The 22962-nt window shown below is 69.9% G+C and carries 16 protein-coding genes and 9 pseudogenes; 6 read left to right on the forward strand and 19 right to left on the reverse strand.

The genetic code is table 11. The annotated features are described in order from the left end of the window. Nucleotides 1–32 precede the first annotated feature (32 nt). From HUV60_RS32485 to HUV60_RS32510, 5 genes and pseudogenes are all read right to left on the reverse strand, one after another. Nucleotides 33–1087, reverse strand: a pseudogene (locus HUV60_RS32485) (family 16 glycoside hydrolase); the annotation flags it as partial. Between the two features lie 311 nt (nucleotides 1088–1398). After that, a complete protein-coding gene (locus HUV60_RS32495) occupies nucleotides 1399–2610 on the reverse strand; it encodes a cysteine desulfurase-like protein (protein ID WP_257853644.1) in 1212 nt (403 codons plus the stop codon). A gap of 44 nt (nucleotides 2611–2654) precedes the next feature. Then, nucleotides 2655–3752 carry an AI-2E family transporter gene (locus tag HUV60_RS32500; RefSeq protein ID WP_257853646.1) on the reverse strand — a complete coding sequence of 366 codons (1098 nt, stop codon included), beginning with the start codon at nucleotides 3750–3752 and terminating at the stop codon, nucleotides 2655–2657. 126 nt (nucleotides 3753–3878) lie between these two features. Then, nucleotides 3879–4244: pseudogene (locus tag HUV60_RS32505) on the reverse strand (beta-1,3-glucanase family protein); the annotation flags it as partial. Between the two features lie 146 nt (nucleotides 4245–4390). Then, a pseudogene (locus HUV60_RS32510) lies at nucleotides 4391–4774 on the reverse strand (beta-1,3-glucanase family protein); the annotation flags it as partial. 30 nt (nucleotides 4775–4804) lie between these two features. Between HUV60_RS32510 and HUV60_RS34175 the strand changes: the two are divergent. Further along, a pseudogene (locus tag HUV60_RS34175) lies at nucleotides 4805–4942 on the forward strand (hypothetical protein); the annotation flags it as partial. Between the two features lie 247 nt (nucleotides 4943–5189). On the opposite strand, the pseudogene HUV60_RS32520 reads toward HUV60_RS34175, so the two are convergent. Then, nucleotides 5190–6141 (reverse strand): annotated as a pseudogene (locus HUV60_RS32520) (DMT family transporter). Between the two features lie 61 nt (nucleotides 6142–6202). Beyond that, on the reverse strand, nucleotides 6203–7393 hold the full coding sequence (locus tag HUV60_RS32525) for an MFS transporter (RefSeq protein WP_257853647.1): 1191 nt from the start codon (nucleotides 7391–7393) through the stop codon (nucleotides 6203–6205). 202 nt (nucleotides 7394–7595) lie between these two features. On the opposite strand from HUV60_RS32525, the pseudogene HUV60_RS32530 reads away from it, so the two are divergent. After that, nucleotides 7596–8263: pseudogene (locus HUV60_RS32530) on the forward strand (lysophospholipid acyltransferase family protein). 513 nt (nucleotides 8264–8776) lie between these two features. Here HUV60_RS32530 and HUV60_RS32535 read toward each other — a convergent pair. The 6 genes from HUV60_RS32535 to HUV60_RS32560 all read right to left on the reverse strand — a co-directional run bounded on the left by HUV60_RS32535 (nucleotide 8777) and on the right by HUV60_RS32560 (nucleotide 14666). Continuing rightward, complete coding sequence (locus HUV60_RS32535; RefSeq protein WP_257853649.1) at nucleotides 8777–9211, reverse strand: hypothetical protein; 435 nt, start codon at nucleotides 9209–9211, stop codon at nucleotides 8777–8779. A 33-nt stretch (nucleotides 9212–9244) separates the two neighbouring features. After that, nucleotides 9245–9769: a DUF6892 domain-containing protein gene (locus HUV60_RS32540; RefSeq protein ID WP_257853651.1), complete on the reverse strand. Its 525-nt coding sequence runs from the start codon at nucleotides 9767–9769 to the stop codon at nucleotides 9245–9247. Between the two features lie 15 nt (nucleotides 9770–9784). Then, complete coding sequence (locus HUV60_RS32545; RefSeq protein WP_257853652.1) at nucleotides 9785–11224, reverse strand: GH1 family beta-glucosidase; 1440 nt, start codon at nucleotides 11222–11224, stop codon at nucleotides 9785–9787. A gap of 111 nt (nucleotides 11225–11335) precedes the next feature. After that, on the reverse strand, nucleotides 11336–12256 hold the full coding sequence (locus tag HUV60_RS32550; protein WP_257853653.1) for a carbohydrate ABC transporter permease: 921 nt from the start codon (nucleotides 12254–12256) through the stop codon (nucleotides 11336–11338). Between the two features lie 12 nt (nucleotides 12257–12268). Then, on the reverse strand, nucleotides 12269–13264 hold the full coding sequence (locus HUV60_RS32555; protein ID WP_257853655.1) for a carbohydrate ABC transporter permease: 996 nt from the start codon (nucleotides 13262–13264) through the stop codon (nucleotides 12269–12271). 91 nt (nucleotides 13265–13355) lie between these two features. Then, nucleotides 13356–14666 (reverse strand): ABC transporter substrate-binding protein, encoded by a 1311-nt coding sequence (locus HUV60_RS32560; protein ID WP_257853657.1) that lies wholly within the window; start codon nucleotides 14664–14666, stop codon nucleotides 13356–13358. A gap of 295 nt (nucleotides 14667–14961) precedes the next feature. Between HUV60_RS32560 and HUV60_RS32565 the strand changes: the two genes are divergently transcribed. Then, on the forward strand, nucleotides 14962–15975 hold the full coding sequence (locus HUV60_RS32565; RefSeq protein ID WP_257853781.1) for a LacI family DNA-binding transcriptional regulator: 1014 nt from the start codon (nucleotides 14962–14964) through the stop codon (nucleotides 15973–15975). A gap of 10 nt (nucleotides 15976–15985) precedes the next feature. Here the strand turns inward: HUV60_RS32565 and HUV60_RS32570 are convergent, their stop codons facing one another. Continuing rightward, nucleotides 15986–17362: an FG-GAP and VCBS repeat-containing protein gene (locus tag HUV60_RS32570; RefSeq protein WP_257853659.1), complete on the reverse strand. Its 1377-nt coding sequence runs from the start codon at nucleotides 17360–17362 to the stop codon at nucleotides 15986–15988. Nucleotides 17363–17685: 323 nt separating this feature from the next. Here HUV60_RS32570 and HUV60_RS32575 point away from each other — a divergent pair. Next, nucleotides 17686–18148 (forward strand): annotated as a pseudogene (locus HUV60_RS32575) (hypothetical protein). Nucleotides 18149–18271: 123 nt separating this feature from the next. Here the strand turns inward: HUV60_RS32575 and HUV60_RS32580 are convergent. The 5 genes and pseudogenes from HUV60_RS32580 to HUV60_RS32600 all read right to left on the reverse strand — a co-directional run. Beyond that, nucleotides 18272–18469 (reverse strand): annotated as a pseudogene (locus HUV60_RS32580) (FAD-dependent monooxygenase); the annotation flags it as partial. 44 nt (nucleotides 18470–18513) lie between these two features. Continuing rightward, nucleotides 18514–18948 carry a DUF2267 domain-containing protein gene (locus HUV60_RS32585; RefSeq protein ID WP_257853660.1) on the reverse strand — a complete coding sequence of 145 codons (435 nt, stop codon included), beginning with the start codon at nucleotides 18946–18948 and terminating at the stop codon, nucleotides 18514–18516. A 308-nt stretch (nucleotides 18949–19256) separates the two neighbouring features. Then, on the reverse strand, nucleotides 19257–19691 hold the full coding sequence (locus HUV60_RS32590; protein ID WP_257853661.1) for an Hsp20/alpha crystallin family protein: 435 nt from the start codon (nucleotides 19689–19691) through the stop codon (nucleotides 19257–19259). Nucleotides 19692–19934: 243 nt separating this feature from the next. Further along, nucleotides 19935–20471, reverse strand: a complete 537-nt coding sequence (locus HUV60_RS34180; RefSeq protein ID WP_443047480.1) for a hypothetical protein — start codon at nucleotides 20469–20471, stop codon at nucleotides 19935–19937. 67 nt (nucleotides 20472–20538) lie between these two features. Then, nucleotides 20539–20997 (reverse strand): DoxX family protein, encoded by a 459-nt coding sequence (locus HUV60_RS32600; RefSeq protein ID WP_257853662.1) that lies wholly within the window; start codon nucleotides 20995–20997, stop codon nucleotides 20539–20541. Between the two features lie 487 nt (nucleotides 20998–21484). Between HUV60_RS32600 and HUV60_RS32605 the strand changes: the two are divergent. Continuing rightward, nucleotides 21485–22482, forward strand: a pseudogene (locus tag HUV60_RS32605) (IS5 family transposase). An 84-nt stretch (nucleotides 22483–22566) separates the two neighbouring features. Beyond that, nucleotides 22567–22950, forward strand: a complete 384-nt coding sequence (locus HUV60_RS32610; protein WP_257853663.1) for a hypothetical protein — start codon at nucleotides 22567–22569, stop codon at nucleotides 22948–22950. Nucleotides 22951–22962: the final 12 nt, after the last annotated feature.

Consider the following 22962-nt stretch of genomic DNA (forward strand, 5'->3'; position numbering starts at 1 on the left):
GTCGCGAGGACTGCCCGGCACGACGGGGAGGATCACGTCAGGGGAGTGATCCGGATGTCGCGGAACCTCACCTTGTTCCCGTGGTCCTGCAGCCGGACCGCTTCCGCGGCAGGAGTCTCGGACCGGCCCGAGGCGGTCGGTCCGTCGAGGACGATGTCGTCGTGGGCCTTCTGCCCGTTTCGCACCACCGTGATCCGGGCGTCGGCGGTCTTGCGGCTGCTGTCGTCGAAGCGGGCCGCGCGGAAGTCGATGTCGTAGGTCTGCCATGTCTCGGGCGCCGTCGCCGCATTGGTGTCGGGCGCCCGCTTCAGATGGAAGGCCCCTGCCTCGTCGGTGTCGAGCGTGGTGTCACCGTAGGAGTCGAGGATCTGCAGCTCGTAGCGGTCCTGGAGGAAGACGCCGCTGTTCCCGCGGTCCTGTCCGGTGACCTCGGGGGGAAGCAGCGGGACCCGGAACTTCCCATGCAGTCTGAAGTCCTGGTGGGCGTCCTTGGTGCGGATGTCGCCGCAGCACACCTCCATCGACTTCTCGTCGCTCAGCGGCCATCGCAGGCTCCTGCCGTCTGTGTGCTGCCACTGCGCCTGCGAGGCGGCCGTACCGTCGAAGAGCGGGACCTGGGCTCCGTGCGGATGGACACTGAGCATGTCGAGATTGACATGACCGGTGTCGCCCGGGCCGAACCGGTAGGAGACCGTGTTGTTCCCGGCGCGCAGCGTCAGCCGCTCGGTCCGCGTCGACCAGGAGTCCCAGTCGCCGGTGGGCGGGAGCTGCGTCTTCCGCAGCTTCTTCCCGTTGACGTACAGGGACAGGGACAGGGACTTGGTGCCCCTGAACGGGTCCGGCCCGTTGGAGTAGCGCAGCCCCACGTCGTAGGCGCCCGACTTCGGGACCGTCACGTCGAACGTCGTGCCGGCCCTGCCCTCGATGGCGTACCGGTCCACGAAGCCGCTGCCGGAGTAGCCGGTGTGGTCGGTATGACGCCGGCCGTGCCTGTCAGGCGTGCCTCCTCGGCCTCGTACCGGGTCACGGGAGCCGGCTGCTTGCCGGGGATCCGGTCGAGGGTGTACCAGGCCTCGGTGTTCCACAACTGCATGTCCGCGGGAGCGGCGGCGGCCGGCGGCGCGAAGCACAGCCCGGAGGCCAGGGTCGAGATGCTCTTCACCCTCGTGGCACACGCACGCTGCTCGCCTGCCGGGTCCGCTGCGCCCCAGCACGCTCGTCTTCTGGGACAACCGCTGCGTACAGCACCACGCCATCTACGACTACTACCCGCACACCCGCTACGGTCGCCGGGTCGCGATCAACGGCGGCCCGCTGAAGAGCTGACCGGCTGCTGAGACCGCACACCCGGTCTTCGGGCCGGGTGCTCCACGCTGCCACGGCTCACCCGGCCGTCCTTCACACCCTCCGCTCCAGGAAGGCCGACAGGCCCGACAGGAGCCGGTCGACGTCCTCGTTGCCGGTGTAGGGGGCCAGCCCGATACGGAGTCCACCGGTGTCTTCGAGGCCGAGGCGGCGGGACGCCTCCAGTGCGTAGAAACTGCCGGAGGGTGCGTGGACGCCGCGGCCGGCCAGGAAGCGGTAGGCGTCCACGGTGCGGTGGCCGTCGAGGGTGACGAGCAGGGTCGGGGTACGCCGGGCCGCGCGGGACCGGACGGTGACCTGCTCGATGGCCGCCAGTCCTTTCTCGAGCCGGTGGCGCATCGTACCCTCGTGTTCCTCGATCGCCTCGAACGCCGAGCCGAGCCGTTCGCGGCGGCTGTCGGCCTTGTGCACGGCCAGTCCGGCCAGGAAGTCGACCGCCGCACGGGTGCCCGCGAGGAACTCGTAGGGCAGCGTGCCGAGCTCGAAGCGCTCGGGAACCACGTCCGTGGAGGGCAGCAGCTTGTCGGGGCGCAGCGTTTCGAGGAGTTCGGGCCGGGCGGCCAGGACGCCGTGGTGGGGGCCGAGGAACTTGTACGGGGAGCAGACGAAGAAGTCCGCGCCGAGTGCCTCGACGTCGACGAAGGCGTGGGCGGCGTAGTGCACTCCGTCGACGTACAGCAGGGCGCCCGCCTCATGCACGATCCGCGCGATCTCTCCGATCGGGGGGATCGTGCCGAGGAGGTTCGAGGCCCCGGTGACCGCCACCAGCCGGGTGCGTTCACTGAGCACGGCCCGGATGTCGTCGTCGGTCAGTTCACCGGTGGCCGGATCGAAGTCAGCCCAGCGGACGGTGCAGCCGGCCCGCTCGGCCGCCTGTATCCAGGGCCGGATGTTGGCGTCGTGGTCCAGCCGAGTGACGACCACCTCGTCGCCCGGTGACCAGGTTCCGGCGAGGGTGCGGGAGAAATCGTAGGTGAGCTGGGTGGCGCTGCGGCCGAAGACGATGCCCGCCGGGTCGACGCCCAGGAGATCGGCCATGGCGCGGCGGGTTTCGACGACGACGGTCTCGGCGTTGCGCTCGCCGGGCAGACCGTCACCCCGGATCGAGAGGGGCTGGGCCAGCGCGGCGCTGATCGCCTCGATGACGGGCAGCGGCATCTGGGTGCCGCCGGGGCCATCGAAGTGGGCGGTGCCGGTGGCGAGCGCGGGAACCTGTGCGCGCAGGGCGGTGAGATCGTACGTCATGTGGGGGCTTCCTGTCGGTGCGGCCTGGGGGCGCGGTGTACCGGTCAGAGGTGCGAGCCGCGGGTCAGCGGTTCCTGCGGCGGGTCGGAGAGCTGCTCGCGCAGATAGTTCCAGATGACGGCGATCAGCGCGGCGACCGGTACGGCGAGCAGGCTGCCGACGATGCCGACCAGACTCCCGCCCAGCGTCACCGCCAGCAGGACGACCGCCGCGTGCAGTCCGAGACCGCGGCTCTGGATCATGGGCTGGAACACGTTGCCCTCGAGCTGCTGCACCCCGACGATGATGGCCAGCACGATCAGCGCGTCCATCAGGCCGTTGGACACGAGCGCGATCAGCACCGCCACCAGACCGGCGAACAGGGCACCGACGATGGGCACGAAAGCCGACACGAAGGTCAGCACCGCCAGCGGGAGTACCAGCGGTACGCCCAGGATCCACAGGCCCAGGCCGATGAGCACGGCGTCGATCAGGCCGACGAGCGCCTGGGACCGGACGAACGATCCCAGGGTGGTCCAGCACCGCGCGGCCACGACCGGGACGTCGGTGGCGAGCCGGCCGGGGAGCTGCCGGCCGAGCCACGGCAGGAAGCGCGGGCCGTCCTTGAGGAAGAAGAACATCAGGAAGAGCCCCAGCACGGCGGTGACCACACCGTTGAAGACGGTGCTCACTCCTGTGGCGACCGTGGAGACGATGGTTCCGGCGCTGTCCTGGACCCGGGCGGTCGCGGTGTCGAAGGCACCGGCGATCCGCTCCTCCCCGATGTTCAGCGGGGGCCCGGCGGCCCACTCGCGCAGCCGCTGGATGCCTTCCACCACTCCGTCGGTCAGCTCTTCGGACTGCGACGTCACGGGCACCGCGATCAGCGCGACGGTGCCCGTGGCCACCAGCAGGAACAACACGGTGACCAGTGACGCGGCAAGCGCCGGAGCGAGGCCGCGTCGACGTAGGAAGCGGGTCGGGGGCCAGGTGAGCGTGGTGAGGAGGAGACCGACTATCAGGGGCCAGACGATCGGCCACATCCGGCCCAGAACCCACAGAACCACCGCGACGGCCACCAGGACCAGCAGCAGCTCACCGGAAATGCGCGCGGACGTGCGCAGCGCGGCGCGGGTTTTCCCCGCATTCAGCGTGGCAGACATGGAGGAACCTTATGGGGCCCGCCGGTTACGGCGATCACGGACCTCTCCGCCTCGCGTCTGTCACCGGTGGTGGCGGTGCGAGGCCCGCACGCCGCCACCGGCACGGTGTCCACCGCAAAGGAGCGATCAGCTGAAGGGGGCCAGGGTGATGTGGGCCCGGCGCGGGTCGCCGTCGTGGACGAGCGACTCGTGGTTGCCCACGTCGTCGAAGGCGAAGGCATAGGCCTTCCCGTCGGCCATCTGCGCGTGGATGGCGCGGGCGTAGTGGTTGGTGACGGCGTCCTGGTAGAAGCCTGCCGCGCCGGAGTCGGGCTGGTGGGGGTTGGTCAGGAGCGTGGAGCGGTGGAATCCGGCGCACAGAGTGCGTGAAACGGGGCCGCGCACCTGGTCGTTCGGCGCATCGAGTCGCCTGTGGCAGCCGAAGATGGAGGAGGCGTCCGGCTTCTGGAAGCTGGTGACGACGGCGCCCGCGCTGTTGGTGAAGTTCATGACGGCCCTGCTGCGCAATTACCCGGCGTGATGACGCCGTGCCGATACGGCCTTCAGAGCGCGTCGCAGATGCAGGCAGGCCGGGCGCGGCCGAGCTCTGAAAGCACGGCACGTGATCGCTCGCCGAATTGAGCAGCAGAGTCCATGACGTCACCAAAGACCCGTCCGTAGTACCTGACGCCGGGCTGGTGGGCGAAGGGCGTGACCGTCAGGGTCGGGGCGGTGTACGTCTGCCAGACGCGGTTGACGTAGTCCTCCATGACCGACGCCGGCAGGGCGCCCGTTTCCACCCCGTACAGCGGGGACAGGGCGCGCAGCACAGTGCCGTCGGAGCGGGTCTGGATCAGATTGGCCCAGCCTCCGGACTGTCCTCTGAGTGCGTTGAATAGCGCGTTGCGTCCACCGGACTTGAGCCGGCCGGTGCTCGCCGTGGTGCCGTCGGCGCGCTGCACCCCGACCGGGTAGGGCGTGGAGAACATGTCGACCTGCGTGCTGTTGAGCCACAGGCCCGAGTCGTTGAGGGTGTACTCCGAGTTGACTCACGAGCCGTCCTCGTGACGGCCGTGCAAGCACCGAAACAGCTAAGGAATTTCCGAGTCTTCCGGCCACGAGCCGCCCCGGGGCGAACCCCGCCCGGCTGCCTGTGGTTCGACCGGTCCCGCAGCCTCGCGGACCCGGCGGAGCGGGTCCCGGTCGAGGCCTTCCACGACGACGAGGCAGGGGCTGCCCACGTACAGTCGGCGCATTTCGGGGCCGTGCGGCGAACCCTGCTTCCCTGCCCGGCCGCGACGCCCTGCGTCGTGAACGCCACGGTTGCGCAGGACGACTGGTCTCCGCTGGGCGAGATGAGCGTCCCCGAGGAGAAGCGACGCACCCCCGTGAGGCCGCACGGTACCTGCCCCGCTCCGTCCGGCGTCCAGCGGCTCACGGCCGTCCATGGGCAACGCCTCATCGAGCATCGGCATCGGCATCGGGGCGGTTCTCGCTGTTCAGGGCATGGGCGAGCGGCAGTCTCGAGAGCGCCGGCGCGCCCGTCACGATCAGGGCGACGCCCAGTAGTCGGGGCAGGAGTTACCAGCCCGACCGCACGTACTCGGCGTAGACCGTGATACCGAGCGCCAGGCTCACGCCCGCGTCGCCGAGTGTGAGCGCGGGCTGGGACGCGACCAGTGGCCCCGCCTGCATCGCGTTCTCCAGAAGGAACAGCGCCGACGCGCCGAACAGGGCGAAGCCGTAGGTCTGCCAGGCCGTGAGGAACGCGGTGACACCGCCGTCGTCGAGTGCGTGCATCGATGCCTTCATCAGCGCCGCGGTCACCGCGTAGGCGACAGCGGTGGCCGGCCCGAAGCAGGCCGCACGGGTGCGGCCCTCGGGCCGGCGGAGCGCTGCGAGCACGAGGGAGGCAGACGATCGCCGTGGTACAGAGGGCAAGTGCCAGGACCCACCGGTCCAGCGGCACGTGTGTGCGGTTCCCCTCGGGCGACACGGCGGCCAGGGCGACGGCCAGCCCTGCCACCACGGCGAGGGCGGCCACCCAGCCGGAGCGGGACAGCCGTCCTCGCAGCACCACCGTGGCGATGGCCAGTGCGAGCGGCAGCTCGAGCACGAAGAGCGGCTGAACGACCGTCAGCGGCCCCGTCGCCAGGGCCGCAGCCTGGCAGAGCGCCGCCGTGATGACGGCGAGGATGCCGGCGAGCCAGACGGGGCGCCGCGGGAGATCGAGCATCAAGGCGGCCCGCAGCTTGTCGGTCCGGGGCACGCTCAGGGCCGTCTTGCGCTGGAGGACAGTCGCGAGAGCGTTGCTGGACGCGGCGCCCAGTGCGAACAGGACCGGCAGCAAGATGTCCGCGGTGCGGGAGTCCTCCAAAGTGACAAGACGGCCCACCCTCAGGCCTGCCATACTGATCCGCCTCCCTGTTCCTCGCGAACACGCGAGGGGTGTGTCGCGCCCGTCCCTGCGTTCACGTCCGTGCCGGTACCGGTCGCCGGAGGAGGTAGACGGCCGCGGTCACGACCAGGAGTGCCATACAGGCGATGAACACCAGGCCCGCTCCCTCCAGGCCGATCGGGCCCGTCAGTACTCCCACACCGATCACCGGCACCGAGATACCCGCGTAGGCCACGACGAACAGCGTCGAGATCACGGCCGCCCGCTCGCCCGCCGGAGATGCCCCGGCCACCGCGGTCAGCGCCCCGCGGAAGGCCAGCCCCTGCCCGGCGCCACCGACGAGCGCGCTCAGCACCACCAGCGAAAGCAGGTCCCAGTGCAACGCGCCCGCGAGCAGAGCCAGACCGGCGAAAAGCCCGGCGCATCCCCAGGGCAGCGACCGCGCCGGACCGATCCGGCCGACGGTCAGTTGGCCGGCCGTGGAGGCGAAGAAGGCCAGCGCGACGACCAGGCCGCTCACGGCCCGGTTGTGCACGTTCAGGAACTCGGCGAGGAACGCCGGACTGACCGACGTGAAGACCCCGAACAGCGCGAAGCCCACGAACGAGGCGATCGCCGCCGAACCGAACACCGCCCGCGTCTGAGGAGGCACTCCGGGCCGTCGCGGACGTGCGGTGCTCGGAGGCCGCCGCTCACGTACGGTCTCCGGAAGCCGGAGCAGGACAACGGCCGAGCAGGCCACCAGGGCCAGGTGCGCGGCGAACGGCAGGTGCAGCGGCCAGGGCGCGTACTGCGACAGCACTCCCGCGAGCAGCGGACCGCATCCCAGCCCGCCCATGTTGGCTGCGGTGGCGACGAACGTGGCACGAGAGGCGCCGCCGTAGGGTGCCAGTTCCATGACGTACGCGGTGGCGGCCCCGGTGAACAGGCCGGCGGACAGTCCCGACAGCAGCCGCCCCGTGTACAGCCATCCCAGGCCGGTGGCGCACAGGAAGCATAGGGCGCTCAGGGCCGCGAACCCCAGGCCCCACAGCAGCGCCGGGCGCCTGCCCACCGTGTCCGAGACGCTGCCCGCCAGCAGCAGGACACCGATGACGCCGAATGCGTACACGGCGTACACGACGGTGACGGTCAGCTCGGAGAACCCGAACTTTTCCTGGTAGAGGCCGTAGAGGGGGGTCGGCAGCGTGGTGCCGACCATGCATACGGCGAACAGCGCACCGCCGAGCACACACGCGCGCCACCTCTGGCGATCACCGCCCATGCCGCCGACGGTAACCCCGTCCGTGCCGCGGTTGCGCCCGGCACGCCAAGCGCCCGGCGGAAGCAGGGAAGCAACCGGGCGCTGCCCTCGCCCCGTGTCATGGGGGAAGCCACGCGGTACCCGCAGGTGCGGATACTCATGTGCCGGAAGGCCTCGGCACGTGAAGCTGGCGAGCAGGTATTCCCGTGTCGAAAGGCCGACCATGCTCAGCCGTGCTGCCGCTGCCCTGCTGCCCTTCTTCGGGCACCTCACCGTCACCCGCGAGGCGGACGGACCGTGCCCCGTGGGCAGTGCCTTCGTCGCCAACCACGACTCGTTGGCCGACCCGGCGGTCGTACTGACCGCCCTGCGGTCCGTGGGCGTGAGGCCGGCGGTCCTGGCCACGGCGGGTCTCTGGCGCGTACCGGTGCTGGGCCGGTCGTTGCCCAGGGAGGGGCACATTTCCGTCCACCGGGGATCGGCGCGGGCGGCGGAGGCCCTCGCAGCCGCGGCCGAGGTGCTCGGAGCGGGGCGTCACGTACTCATCTACGCCGAAGGTGGTCTCCCCCGGGCCAGGACGCGAAAAGTGCCGCGCCTCTGCCCTTCCGCACCGGTCTCGCGCGGCTCGTGGCCACGACCGGTGCGCCGGTGGTCCCCGCCGGTCAGGCGGGGGCCCGGCGTCTCTGTTCGGAAACGGCCGCGAAGCAACTGACCGGTGTGCTCACTGCCCCGGTGGGCCGCCCCCGATTCCACGTGCACATCGGTAGTCCGGTGCGTCTGCCGGCGAAGACGGCGCAAGGTACGTCTGTTGCGCATGGTGCGGTCAGTGCCGCCTGGCGGCGAGCGGCACACGCCGTCGGTGAAGCGTCCCACAGGCCCGGGAACCGTTGAGGGCGGCGGAGTCCCTCCGCGCGGAGCGCCGGCCCCGAAGTCCTCACGTGCGCGTACGCCCGTTGGGGGAAACCGGTTGCCGCGGCGGCGTCGGCCGCGATGTGCGGGACCACGGCACAGCGATCGTTCCACCGCCGGGCCGAGGCCCGGCGCACTGCGATCAGCTCCGGTAGCGATCGGGGATCTCGATGTGGCATCGCAGCTCACCGCACACCCAGGGCATCAGACGAACGCGGTGACGGTGCCGCGGGCGAGCGCGGCGGAGCCCGACAGCCGTTCTCCCGCCTCGTAGACCATGTGACGAGGGTGACTCTGTGGAACTTCGAGATGGGCAACCGGTCGAGCCGGTTGGCCGCGGGCGATCTCTTCCAGCAAACGTCGAAAGCGCCGCTCCTGGCGCCGTAGACAGAGTCGGCGGTCACCCAGGCGATCGGCAGCGGCGAGGCAAGTGCGCACACGTGGTCATGGCACGATCACCCCCGCCTCGATCAGGTTGTGGTGCCTCCCGGGGCGCTACCGCACGGAGCAGTAGAGCCGGGCTCCCCGGCCAGTGGCAGCGCGGGCAAGAGATGCCAGCTCCGCAAGGTGGCTGACGGCCTCGCCTTCCTCGACGAGCTCCCCATCAGCCCGCCGCAGGTGCGACCGCTTACGAGCCACCTCTTCGAGCCGCAGCGCGTCCTTGGCCGTGAGCAGGGCCTGGAGGCGCTCTGAAATCACGAAGACGTAGCAGCCATCGTTCGTGATCTCAGTCAGTACCTGCGGCTCGCCGGCCCGCAGGAGCCCTTGCGGACTGTCTCCGGTGAGGAGGCTCTTCCACTCGCCTGCGGCGTCCGCTGGATCGTAGATGCCCACAGGAATGATCTCGAATGCTCTGCGTGGGCTGAAGCCCTTGGCTGCAGCCGCCGACTCGTCGTCGGGCGCGATGAAGAAGTCTGCCCGGTCATCCACCTCGGCATCATGCCCGGTGCCCGGGCCAGGTGACTAGCAGGATCCGCCGGGCAGGCCTTGGTCGGCCGCGATGTCCCGGCTCTCGAGGACACCCGCCAGGTCGGGGCCCAGGAGCTCCGAGCCCAGGACGCGGCGGAGGTTCGGGAGGAGAGCGAGGTCCTCGAGGGAGGTGACGTCGAACAGGCCGTCCTCGCCGTCCCAGACCGGTGCGCACTTCCGGTACACCCGGTTGCCGCCGTCCACGCGCAGTTCCTCGACGCCGGCCAGGAGTTCGTCGCCGAGCTCCAGCGACTCGAGGTACGCGCGCGCCTCGGACACCACTCTGTACGCCAGGTCGTGCTTCTGGGCGTACTCCCAGGTGTCGTCGCCGAGGCCCTTCTCCTTCAGGAGGCCGGCCAGACTGAACTGCGGGGTCAGCTTCTCGTCGACGTACATGAGCTGCTCGATGACGACGAGCTTGAAGTTGAAGTCCTTGAACCGGGCCGTGGGGACGACCCCATGGCACCGTGTGAACGCTCCTCCCCCGCCTCCGGTGCGGCGCCCGCGCGGGTGCCGCACCGGGCCGATACCGGGTCAGGCTCCGGGGAGGATGCCGCTGCGGACCACTTCGGAGTACCAGCGGGCGCTGGCCTTCGGGATGCGGGTGCCGGTCGGGTAGTCCACGTAGACGGCGCCGAAGCGCTTGCTGTAGCCGTGGGCCCACTCGAAGTTGTCCAGCAGGGACCAGAGGAAGTAGCCGCGTACGTCGACGCCGTCCACGATGGCCCGGTGGACGGCGGCCAGGTGGTCGCGCACATACGCGATGCGCGCGGGGTCGTTGACCTGCCCCGAGGGGTCGGCGTAGTCGTCGAACGCCGCGCCGTTCTCGGTGATGTACAACGGCAGCCGCGGGAAGTCGGCGGCCAGGCGGCGCAGCAGGTCGTACAGGCCGGTGGGGTCGACGGCCCAGCCCATGGCGGTGGTCTCGCCGGGCGGCTGGTGGAAGGCGACCTTGTCGGCGCCCGGCCAGGGGCTGTGGGCGCTCCTGCCGTGTCCGTCGGAGGTGTGGGCGCCGCTGCCGTCGGTCGCGGAGACGACGGTGGGGGTGTAGTAGTTCACGCCGAGGAAGTCCAGCGGCTGGTGGATCTGCCGCAGGTCGTCGTTGCGCACGAAGGACCAGTCGGTCAGTTCCGCGGTGTCCTTGAGCAGGTCCTCCGGGTAGACGCCCTGGAGCATCGGGCCGGTGAAGACCCGGTTGGCGAGCGCGTCGATGCGGCGGACCGCGTCGTTGTCGGCGTCGTCGGCGGTGAGCGGGCGGACCTGGTGGATGTTCAGAGTGACCGAGCACCGGGCGTCGGCGGGGAGACGGTCGCGCAGTGCCTGGACGGCCAGGCCGTGGCCCAGGTTGAGATGGTGGGCGGCGCGCAGGGCGGCGACCGGGTCGGTGCGGCCGGGGGCGTGCACGCCGGAGCCGTAGCCGAGGAAGGCGCTGCACCAGGGCTCGTTGAGGGTGGTCCAGGTCTTCACCCGGTCGCCCAGGGCGTCCGCGGCGAGGGCCGCGTACTCGGCGAACCGCTCGGCCGTGGCCCGCTCGGGCCAGCCTCCGGCGTCCTCCAGCTCCTGCGGCAGATCCCAGTGGTAGAGGGTGGCGACGGGCTGGATGCCCTTGTCCAGCAGGTCGTCGACGAGGCGCCGGTAGAAGTCCAGGCCCTTCTGGACGGCGGGGCCCCGGCCGGTGGGCTGGATCCGGGGCCAGGCGAGGGAGAACCGGTAGGCACCCAGGTCGAGTTCCGCCATGAGGGCGACGTCCTCGCGCCAGCGGTGGTAGTGGTCGGTGGCGGTGTCACCGTTGTCGCCGTTGCGGACCCGGCCGGGGGTACGGGCGTAGGTGTCCCAGATGGACGGTGTGCGGCCGTCCTCGGCGGCGGCCCCCTCGATCTGGTAGGAGGCGGTCGCGGAGCCCCAGAGGAAGCCCTTGGGGAAGGTGCGGGCGGCGTCCGGGGCGGACGCGGTCTGCTGTGCTGCGGTGACCACGTAAGTCCTTTCGGGGTGGTGAGGGGGGAAGCGGGGGCGAGGGCGTGGGTGGTTCGCGAGCGCCTGCGCGTCGGAGCGGCGGGCGCGTTCGACCGGCCCTTGACGGGGCGTTCAGCCCTTGACGGCGCCCGCCATGATGCCGCTGACGATCTGGCGGCCGAAGACGATGAACATGACCAGCAGCGGAAGCGTGCCGAGCAGCGCGCCGGCCATGATCAGCGACTGGTCGCGGACATAGCCCGCGCTGAGCTGGGTGAGGGCGACGGGGACCGTGGGGTTGGTCATGTCGAGCACCACGAAGGGCCAGAAGAAGTCGTTCCACGCGTGCACGAAGGTGATCATGAACAGGACCGCCATCGCGGGCCGCGCGACAGGCAGCACGATGCTCCAGAAGATCCGCAACGAGTGCGCCCCGTCCACGCGTCCGGCCTCGACGAGTTCGTCCGGCAGCGCCTCCGAGAGGTACTGCCGCATGAAGAAGACACCGACGGCGCTCACCAGGGTGGGGAAGATGACGGCGGGCAGCTGCTGCGACCAGCCCAGCTCGGACATCATCATGAACAGCGGTACGACGCCGAGCTGCGGCGGCACCAGCATGGTGCCGATCACCAGCATGAGCAGGGCGTTGCGCCCCTTGAACCGCAGTTTGGCGAAGGCGAAACCCGCCAGGGTCGCGAACATCACCGTGGACAGGGCGATCACCCCGGCCACGATCAGGCTGTTGACCATGGCCTTGCCCATCGCCGCCTCGTCCCAGGCTCGGGCGAGGTTGCTGAACAGGTTCGGGCCGGGCAGGAACGGCGGCGGCGTCTGGCTGACCCGGGTGTTGTCGGTGGAGGCCGCCACCATCGTCCAGTACAGCGGGAAGATCGACAGCACCGCCATGACGGCGAGCAGGATGTAGGCGAGCGGGCCGGCGTGGTGCTGACGGCCGGCACGCGGGCGCATCAGCCGGCGACCGCCGCGGCCCGGCTTCTCGGCGGAGGGCCCGGCCGGGGTGTCCGTCCGGGCCGGGAGGCTGTGGATGGTCATGGCGACTCCAGGTCAGGACGTACGGGAACGCAGGCGTTTGATCAGGCGCTGCGCCACGAAGACGAGGACGAGCAGCAGGAACATCGCCCACGCGACGGTGGCCGAGCGGCCCATCTGGTAGTTCTTCCAGCCCTCCTCGTACAGCAGCAGACCCAGGGTCTGGTACTGGTTGTCCGCGCCACCGGTGACGCCGTTGGGTCCCTGGCCGAAGATCAGCGGCTCGCCGAACAGCTGGGTGGCGCCGATCGTGGAGAGCACGATGGTGAAGACGATGGTGGAGCGGATTCCGGGGACGGTGACGTGGGTGAACTGCTTCCACCGGGAGGCGCCGTCGATGGCGGCGGCCTCGTACCGTTCGGCGGGGATCGCCTGCATGGCGGCCAGATAGAGCAGCGCGTTGTAACCGGTCCAGCGCCAGATGACGATGGTGGAGATCGCGACCTGGGCGGACCACTTGTCGGCCTCCCAGTTCACCGGGTCGATGCCGACCGTGCCGAGCGCCCAGTTGATCATGCCGAAGTCGCGTTCGAAGATCATGGTGAACACGAGGGCCGCGGCGGCGACCGAGGTGGCGTAGGGGACCAGCGAGGCGACGCGGAAGAACAGCGAGGCGCGCATCCGGTAGTTGAGCAGGTGCGCCAGGCCGAGCGCCATCAGCAGCTGCGGCACCGTGGAGATGACACCGATGGTGAGGGTGTTCGCCAGCGCGTTCCAGAACCGTGCGTCGTTCCAGAGTTCGACGTAGTTGTCGAACGCCACCCATTCCATGACGTCGAGGGTGGCCAGTTCCACCCGGTGCAGGGAGATCCACGACGTGTAGACGAGGGGGTAGAAGCTGAAGGCGGCGAAGACGACGAAGAACGGCGCGACGAACGCGTACGGGGCGCCTCTGACGTCCAGCCGGTGCAGCAGCGCGCCGCGCCGCCGGGCGGTGCCCTCGCCCTCCGTCTTCGGCGGCGGGCCCGAGGGGTCCCCGCCGGCCAGGGCCTTCGTGGTGGAGGTGGCCACCCGACTTTTCCTTCCTGGGAGCGGATGTGTGAGCCGCCCCGGGCCCGTCGGCAGGTTGCGGACGGGCCCGGACGGCCGATGGGGCGACGGGTCAGCCGACGGCCTTCTCGATGCGCTCCGCGGTGGTATTCCACGCCTCGTCACGCGGGGTGTCCTGCTGCTCGATCAGAGTCAGGCCCTGGGAGAAGGTGTCCTTGATCGTGCCGTCCTTACGGCCGAGGACCTGCTCGTCGGGGATCTCCTGGGCGGCGGCGCCGAAGATCTCGCCGATCGGCGCGCCGCTGAAGTACTCCGACCCGGCGTTCTTCACGTCGTCGCTCTCCAGTGCCTCTCGCGAGGACGGGATGTTGCCGATCTCCTTGAAGATGTGGGCCTGCTGCTCCGGCGCGGTCAGCCAGGCGACGAGCTTCTTGGCCTCCTCCTTCACCGGGCTCTGGTCGATCACTCCGAGGAAGGACCCGCCCCAGTTGGCGCCCTTGGGGGCCCTGGCGATGTCCCACTTGCCCTTGTTCGGCTCGCCGGCCTTCTCGCTGATGTGACTGAGCATCCACGCCGGACACACGGCCGTGGCGAACGTGCCGTTGGCCAGGCCCGGGTCCCAACCCGGCTGGAACTGGCGGAGCTTGGCGCTCAGACCGTCCTCGGCGGCGTCGGCGGCGAGGTTCCACGCCTCCTTGACGGCCGGGTTCTTGTCGTAAATCAACTCGCCCTCGGCGTCGTAGAACTGCTCGGGGTAGCCGTAGACCATGGCGTTGAACAGGCCGCTGGACGCGTCCATGTAGGACACGTCGTCACCCTTGAAGTCCTTCTTGAAGGTGCGGCCGACCTCGACGTACTTCTGCCAGTCCCCCTCCCACAGCTTGGCGACCTCCTCGCGGTCGGTGGGCAGGCCGGCCTGCTCGAAGTAGTCCTTGCGATAGCAGACGGCCATCGGGCCGATGTCGGTGCCCAGGCCCAGCACCTTGCCGTCCTGGGTACTGATCTGGGACTCCTTCCACGGCAGGAAGTGGTCGGTGCCCGATACGTCGGAGAAGTCCGCGAACTTGCCCGCCTGGGTCTCGGTGATCTCCTTGGCCCGGCCGATCTCGATGCCCTGGATGTCCTTCAGGCCCTTGCCGGCGGCGAGCCTGGTCTGCAGCGCGGTGTAGTACGTCTGCTCGTCACCGGCGATCTCGGCCTTGATGTCGACGTCCGGGTTCTCCTTTTCGTACTGCTCGAGAAGGCCCGTCTCCTTGATGCCCATCACCCCGTACAGGCCCATGGTGATGGTGACCTTGCCGTCCTCCTTGCCACCACCCGTGGCCGAATCATTGTTGCTGCTGCAGCCGACGACGAGCGTCAGCGCGCCGACGACCGCGGTCGCCGCCACCGCCCTCGTACGCAACGAACCGGGACTGCCCATGGATCTCCTCCTAGCGACGGCGCTGACGCACCGGAGTGACGGTTTCCGCAATGACCACAGCGGCTCTGGCAATGGGGTGGGAACGTGCCCACTTCGAGGTGGGCACGTTCCCATCACTGGACCGAAGACTCCTGGCAGCGCAGCCGGTCTGTCAATGACTTGAACACAACTTGTGGTCCGGGGCCGGTGTCCGCCGTTCGGTCCCCGGGCCCTGACGCGCTTGCGCTGTCTGCAAGAATTGCCGCTGGTCAACTCCGCGGCCGGTGTCGCCGCGACTGCCGAAGAGGGGGAACACATGGCCGGGGACCGCCGCCCCACGATCAAAACCGTCGCCGCCCGTGCCGGCGTGGGCCGGACCACGGTTTCCCGTGTCGTCAACGGATCGGATCTGGTCAGTGCCGACGCGCGGTCCAGGGTCCTGGCGGCGATCAAGGAGCTCAATTACGTTCCGAACTCGGTCGCCCGCGGCCTGGTGACCAACCGGACCAACGCCGTGGCCCTGGTGATCCCGGAGTCGGAGAGCCGGCTCGGTTCGGAACCGTTCTTCGCCGCGCTGATCCGGGGCGTCAGCGGCGCCCTCGCCGAGAGCCGGACCCAGCTCCAGCTGATGCTCGTCCGTGACCAGGCCGAACGGGACCAGCTGACCGAGTCGGTGGCAACGCGCCGTGTGGACGGCGTTCTCCTGGTCTCCGTCCATTCCGAGGACCGGCTGCCCGGCATGCTGGAGGAGATGGGGCTGCCCACCGTGCTGGCCGGCCGCCGCAACGCGGGCGAACGGCTGAGCTACGTCGACTCCGACAACGCCGGAGGCGCCATCGAGGCGGTCCGGTACCTGCTGCGCGGCGGCAGGACCAGAATCGCCACGATCACCGGGCCGCTGGACATGGACGTCGGCCGCAGCCGGCTCGCCGGCTGGCGTGACGCACACCGGGAGGCGGGAATGCCGGCGAGTGAACTCCTGGCTGAGACAGGTGACTTCACGGAGGAGGGCGGCAGCCGCGCGATGCGTTCGCTTCTTGAACGTGTCCCGGACCTGGACGCCGTCTTCGCCGCCTCCGACCTGATGGCGGTCGGCGCCCTGGCCGAGCTGCGCCGCCACAAGCGGCAGGTGCCCGGCGATGTCGCCGTCGTCGGATTCGAGGACTCCGTCCTCGCCCGCCACACCAACCCGCCTCTGACGACGGTGCGTCAGCCGGTGGAGGAACTGGGCCGCACGATGGCGCGGATCCTCACCGACATCACCCAACACGGCTCACCCCGGCAGCAGTTGACGCTACCGACGGAGCTGGTGGTGCGGGAGTCGTCCTGAACCTCCGCTCTCAGCCCATCGGACCGCTGTCCGTCAGATACCGGGCGCGGAGGCGGGCGCCGGCCGTGGGCGCGGTCAGTGTGCCCGGCCCGAAGCTCACCGATCCGGTGGCGGTGATCCCCGCCGTGGTGCCGGTGAAGGCCCACATGGCACCGGATCCGCCGTTCTCACCCGGCGCGGAGACCACGACGTGCCCGCCGACGACGGCGGTGCCTTGGCCGAAGCGGTCGCCGTCCTCGGCCGATCCGGGAACGCCGGCCGTGTTCTGACCGAAGACCTGCACCGAACCGCCGGTGGAGCCGGTGGCGCTCTCCCGCAGAACGACGAACCTGCCGGCATCCTCACGTCCGGCCAGATCCTCGCCGGGGACCCCGGTGACGACGTCGGCGTAACCGTCTCCGGTGACGTCACCGACCGCCACGTCGGTGCCGAAGCGGTCACCGCTCTCACCCGTACCCGGGACACCGGGGGAGTCCTGGCCGATGAGCGTGGCCCTCGCCCCGGGACCGTCCCCCGTGCCCCGCACCACGCCCAGCAGGCCGCCGCCACCCGCCGCGTTGCGTCCGAAGACCACGTCCTGGGGGCCGTCACCGTCGACGTCGCCCAGAGCGATGCTGTCCGCGGACACGGTCTCCGTGGGGGCGATCAACGCCCCGGCCATCGGGCCACTCTCCGTGCCCCTGAGCAGTTGCAGGCGCGTCGGCGCGTCGGCGCGTCGGCGCGTCGGCGCGACCGGCAGGCCGTCCCGGGCCGGCCTGCCACCGCTGACGACCAGGTCGGTCATGCCGTCGCCGTCCACATCGCCCGCTTCCATCACATCCACGCGGATGCCCGGGGAGACGAGGGGGCCGCCGGTGCGAGCGGCTCCACCCGTACGGCTGAAAGGCCCGTAACGGACGTGCTGAGCCGTGGCCAGGTCGGGGTGCCCGTCTCCGTCGAAGTCGCCCGCTCGGCTCGGCGACGTCCCCCGGCCGATGGCGGTGGCGGTGGCGGTGGCGAGCCCGCCCATACTTCCCCACAGCACGGTGTACCGCCCGGTGTCACGTGCTCCGTCGGCGTCCTCGCCGAGGGCCCCGACCACCAGATCGGTGAAATCGTCGTCGTCCAGGTCGGCCGCCGCGAGATGGCTGCCGAAGCGGTCACCCGCCTCCGCCGTGCCCGGTATGCCGTAACGGTTCTGGCTGATCAGCTGACGCTTGACACCGTTCGGCCCCCTGGCCATTCCGTAGACGACGGCTACGTACCCGGCCTCGGCCCTGCCGTTGACGATCCCTCCCGGGGCGGCGATGGCCACGTCGGGACAACCGGCGGCGTCGAGGTCGACCGGGGACACCGACGTGACACCGGATGCGACGGAACCGGACGAGGGGACGTCGGCACGGGACACCGCGGGTGCCGCCCCCCCCCGTAACGGTGACCACGACCGCAACCGCAGCGACGGCGGACCTGCGCAATGCAGGGGAGGACAAGGCGGACCCCTCACGTCGTGCGGGCAGTCGGCCGCGCCCGCGAATGCTCGGCAACCGACAGGACTCGTACCGAGGGCCGATGGTTGTAGCCCGCCTGAGCACAGGATGGCGCACGCACACACTCCGTGGTTCGCCGTGCGTCGAGCGCCGCCCGCCGTCGGATCGGCAGGTCCCGGCATCGGCCGATCCGACGGCGGGCAGCATCGCTGTATGTCTGCTGACGCGACCCCCGCCCCCCGGAGTGCAGGTGTGTTCCCTCAAGACCGACACGCACCAGCTGATCCAACCCGGCAGTACGTGCCGAATAGTGAGGTTTCCGTTCGGTGCGGCGGAGCCGACCGACCGGTTCGGGACACACCAGGCAGTCCAGCCCGATGGGTACGTGGTGAGCAACTGGGCGACGGGCGACCGCAGTGGGCTGATCTGGCCGTCCCAAGCGGGCTGGGGCCATCTGCACGCCATGATCCAGTGGGAGACGGTCGGCCCCTCCGGTGGCTACACCGAATTGCGTGACCAGTTCGTGCGGGACCCGCTCGGCCTGACCACGAACCCCGACACCGGGCGACCAGTACTACGTCAAGAACCACGGCATCTTCGTCGAGCCCAGCACACCCCTGGCGCTGCGCGTCACGCACAATGACGCCGGCCCTCGGCTGGCGACGCTCGCCGAGTTCAAACTCGTGATTCACGAGGCGGCCCCGTAGCCAGACGTGTGCCGCGAGCACCTCGTCCACAGCGGCGGTACGCCGACGGAGGTGCAGGTCTCCACCCATGGCGCGCGTCTGTTTCCCGTGCCACGGCCCGCGGACAGCGCGTTTGGCGCGAGTGGAACCGTCGTCGGCGCGGTGGCTCAACCGTATGCCGTACCCGGAGGGCATGTCCGAGTCGGAGTCAACGTCGGCCGGCATGTACTCCTCGGGGAGGGCCGCCCCTTCGAAGGAGAGGCCGAGCCCTTCGCGAACGGTGCTGTGTGCTCCGTCGCAGCCGATCAGATACCGGGCATGCAGCTCCTTCTCCCGTCCGGTTGCGGCGTCCCGGCCCCGTTCCCCGGCAGCACAGCTCCCGGGTGTCAGGCGGCTTGGGTGAGTTCGGCGCGGCCGAACAGCAGTGCGTAGCCGGTGGGAAGTTGAGCGAGGACACGGTCGAGGAGCTTCTCGTCGGTGAACTGGGCGACGATGCGCAGGACGGTGCCGGTGTCCCAGCGGGTGGTGGCTGGTGTGCCGCCGGTGCGGGAGGAGAGATCCTCGACGAAGCCCCAGCCGGTGAGGGGCTCGGCGGCGGGTGTCTGTGATGTGATGACAGCGGCGGCTTCGTGGGGCAGCTCGGCTGCCAGTGTCACCCGTTCGTCACCTGTCAGCTGCCGCCCGAGGGAGGCCAGCACGGCGCGCACGGCCTGCTCGGCCCGTGCGCGGGTGGGGTATGCGCCTTCGTAGCGCACTCTTTCCAGCATCTGCTCGTAGGCCGTGCTGACGGTGGACCGGCACGGCTCCTGCTGGGGGATCATCGGTGAGCGGTTGCCTTTCTTGTAGGAGACGGTGAGGGAGGGGGCCGGGGTCCTTTCGCCGGCCCCCGAGACCGCCCGGTCGGGGGAGGGGACGTCGCTGCCTTCGGCCCTACGAGCCGGGGGCGGCCGAACCGCAGGTTGCGGTCCGTCGGGTTCCTTGACCTGGCCCGGGAACACTTCCTGTCGTACGGCTGTCACTGCGTTCTTGCGTGGATGGCGGTGAATGCAGGGGACGGAGAGCAAGGGGGGGCGGCCGCAGCGCAGGCCGTCTCCCTCCCCCCCCCGTACCCCGCGCGGCTGGGAGGGGGTCAGCCGCCGATCTCCTTGTGGGCGGAGCCGCCGATGGCGATCCTGCGCGGCTTGGCTCGCTCGGCGATCGGGATACGCAGGGTCAGCACCCCCGCGTCGCAGTCCGCCTTGATGTGCTCGGTGTCCAGGGTGTCGGCCAGCACGACCTGACGGGAGAAGACTCCCAGGGGCCGCTCGGAGAGCTCCATCTGGACGTCGTCCGCCTTGGTGACGGGCCGTCGCTCGGCCTTGACGGTCAGCATATTCCGTTCGACGTCGATCTCGATCGCGTCCGTGGAGACGCCGGGCAGGTCGAAGGCGATCACGTACTCCTCGCCCTCACGGTAGGCGTCCATGGGCATCGCCGACGGCCGCGACCATGTGCCGGTCGTGTTCAGGAGCTGCTGGGTGAGCCGGTCGAGCTCACGGAAGGGGGCGTCGGTGCGCATCAACATGGTGAAACACCTCCAGTGTTCAGGTCAGGCACTTTGCTGCCAATGCGGTTCACCTGCCTTCGTTGTAACATGTCATCCAAGTGATGACAAGTTGAGTGTCACCGGGATGACGACAGCGTCTCTTGAGGATTCCATGATCAGTGACGATCGGCCCACCCCCGCGCCCGCGGTCTCACCCCCACGTCCTTCCTCGCCGCCGCCGCGTTGAACACGATCCACGAAGCCCTGCACACCGCCCGGACATCACAGGACGAGGTGCGCCCCGGGCCCGGCCGGGCCGGCTCGGAGCAGGCACTCGCCGCGCTCCCGCCGCTCCGCGAAGTCCGCGATCAGCCCGCCGGATGGGAACCGGGCCTGATCGAAGAGGCCCGGGAGGCAGGCGCCAGCTGGGCCGACCTCGCCCATCCCCTGGGTGTCTCCAGCCGCCAGGCCGCCGAACGCCGCTACCTGCGCGTACGCCCCGGAACCCCGGGGTCCACGGGCGAGCAACGGGTGCGGGCCACCCGCGACCGCCGCGCCGCCGACCGCACCGGCACCGCATGGGCCCGCGCCAACGCCGCGGACCTGCGCCAGCTCGTCGGCCAGATCATCGCGCTCGCCCATCTCCCCGCCGCTGTCCGCACCCCTCTCGCCGAACTCACCGCAGCCCTCGCCGAGAACGACGCCGACGCCCTCGTCGGCCCCCTGACGGTGACGCACGCGCATCTGGTGTCCGGACACCCCGACCTCGCGGCGTGCGTCGACGACGTCGCCCGCCACACCGACCGGCTCCGTCGGCACAGCGGTGACCAGTGTCAAGGACTCTGGCGCAAAGATCCCGTGCCGGACGTCCTCGTCCTGGCGCAGCCTACTCGCCCACCCGCTGCCCGGGCTCCGGACGAGCAGCGGGCCGGACGTCGGTTTCCCCACGGCCCACGAGAACCGACAGGGACAGGGCACCCGGCCCGAAGAACACGAGGAGAAGGAATCCCCAGCAGAAGAGCGCAGGGGCGAGGCCGCCGTTCTGCAGCGGGAACAGGCCGTCCTTCTGGTGCTCGGTGAAGTAGGCGAACGCCATGATGCCCGAGCTGATGAAGGCCGCACCGCGCGTCGTGACTCCGAGGAGGATGAGGACACCACATGCCAGCTCGATCACCCCGGCGTACCAGAACGGCCAGTCACCCACGGGGCTGGCCGTCCGGCCCAGCACCCCGAAGACCGTAGCGGCGCCCTCGCTGATGAACAGGACGCCCAGGACCATGCGGAACAGGCCCAGTACGAAGGGCTGGCGGGTGGTCAGCCAGTCGCTGAAGCGTGCGGTGCTCATCGGGCACTCCTTGGAGATGTCGCTGCGTGTCGGATGCTTCGGACCTTGTGGATTCCGGGTGCGTCCTCCCGTTCTCCCTACGTTTGCGCGGCGTGGCTGGTTCAGGTGGACCGCGAGGTTCTTGCACGTGATCACAATTCTTGGCGAGCCGGTGGGAGCAGAAGACGGTACAGCTGCCGGAATCCGGCGAGCCGGGACCGAGAGCGCGGAGCCGCTGACCTCCCCGTCGAGGGCGCGACCACAGGGTGGTGGAACACAGGACACGCGAACCGGCCGAGGCGGACCGCACCACTCGAACAGTGGCTTCGGGTGGGGGAAGGGTTGTCTCCCTGGCCCGGCGGGGCTTCACCAGCAAGGAGTTGAATAGGGTTCACCGCGCAGGCAAGGACGTTCCCTCCCTGACAGCGTTAGGTCCTGTCTGAGATTCAGATCATGAGTTAGGTGGATCGCCTGCGCGCGGAGGCTCGGTCTTGATAGGTCATGAGTCATGGCGCGAGGCGATCTCACCGATGAGCAGTGGTCCCTGGTTGAACCCCATCTCCCGTATGCCGCGGTCGGGCCCATCCCTGATCTGCGAAAGTACTTCAACGCGGCGATGTGGCGGTTCCGCACCGGGGCTCCCTGGCGTGATCTGCCGACCGAGTTTGGGCCCTGGCAGAGTGCGTACGACCGCTTCCGGATCTGGGCGAAGCGGGGCATCTTCCAGCAGGTGATGGAAGCGATGATCGCCGAGGCTGCCGCCCGTGACCAGGTTGACATGGGTCTGGTCAGCGTGGACTCGGCAACCTCCCGCGCTCACCACCATGCCGCCGGGATGGTCCTCGATCCCGAGCAGCTGGCGGCCCTTGAGGCCGCCGCCGAAGCGGAAAAGGGGGCGGCAAGGAGGGACAACAGCCGCAGGACGGACAAGGTGATGCCCAAGGCGAAGACGAGGCACGCACCGAGCGACGACGGATCCGCAGACGGCGCCGGGCCCGGTTGAAAGCCGCTGAACTGGGACGTTCCCGAGGCGGGCTGACCAGCAAGATCCATGTTGCGGCCGATCGCCGGTGCCGGCCGCTGGTGTTCGTCCTCACCCCTGGACAGGCGGGTGACAGCCCGCAGTTCACCGCGGTCCTCAAGCGGATTAAGGTCCGCGGCCCCGTCGGACGCCCCCGGACCCGGCCGGACGCCGTGGCCGGGGACAAGGCGTACTCCTCCCGGAAGAACCGCCGCTACCTACGCATACGCGGGATCAAGGCGGTCATTCCGGAGAAGGCCGACCAAGCCGCGAACCGCAAGAAGCGCGGCAGCGCCGGCGGCCGACCCATCTCCCACGACGCCGAGCTGTACAAGGACCGCAACACCGTGGAGCGTTGTATCAACCGGCTCCGCAACTGGCGTGGCATCGCCACCCGCTATGACAAAACCCCGCAGAGCTACGAAGCCGGACTCCATCTCTGCGGCGCGATGCTCTGGATCCGCAGCATCACACCGCACTCATGATCCGAACCCCAGACAGGACCTAGGAGAGACGCCTTGGTGCGATCAGTTAGCCTGGGTGCACGAGTGAGCAGGAGAACCACACGTATGACCAGCAGCAGTGGTCCTGGTGCCGATCGGGCTTCGAAGCCGAAGCGTCGGACCTTCACCGCCGAGTACAAGCTGCGGATCGTCGCCGAGTACGACGCCGCCCCGGTCGGCGAGAAGGGCGCCGTTCTGCGCCGCGAGCGCCTGTACCACTCCCACGTGATCGAGTGGCGTACGGCCCGTGACACAGGTGCGCTCGCGCGGCTGTCCGATCACCGCACCAGCCCTGTCCGCCCCAGGAAGCACCCGGCCGAGGCCGAGAACGCCAAGCTGCGGCGGGCGAACGAGCGGCTGCGTGCGGAGGTGGACCAGAGGAACGCGGCTCTGGAGGTGCCGGGAAAAACACACGCGCTCTTGCAGTCACTGTCCAGGAGCGCGGACTGAGCCAGGTCCTGG

It is taken from the genome of Streptomyces sp. KMM 9044 (assembly GCF_024701375.2).
GTDB lineage: Bacteria > Actinomycetota > Actinomycetes > Streptomycetales > Streptomycetaceae > Streptomyces.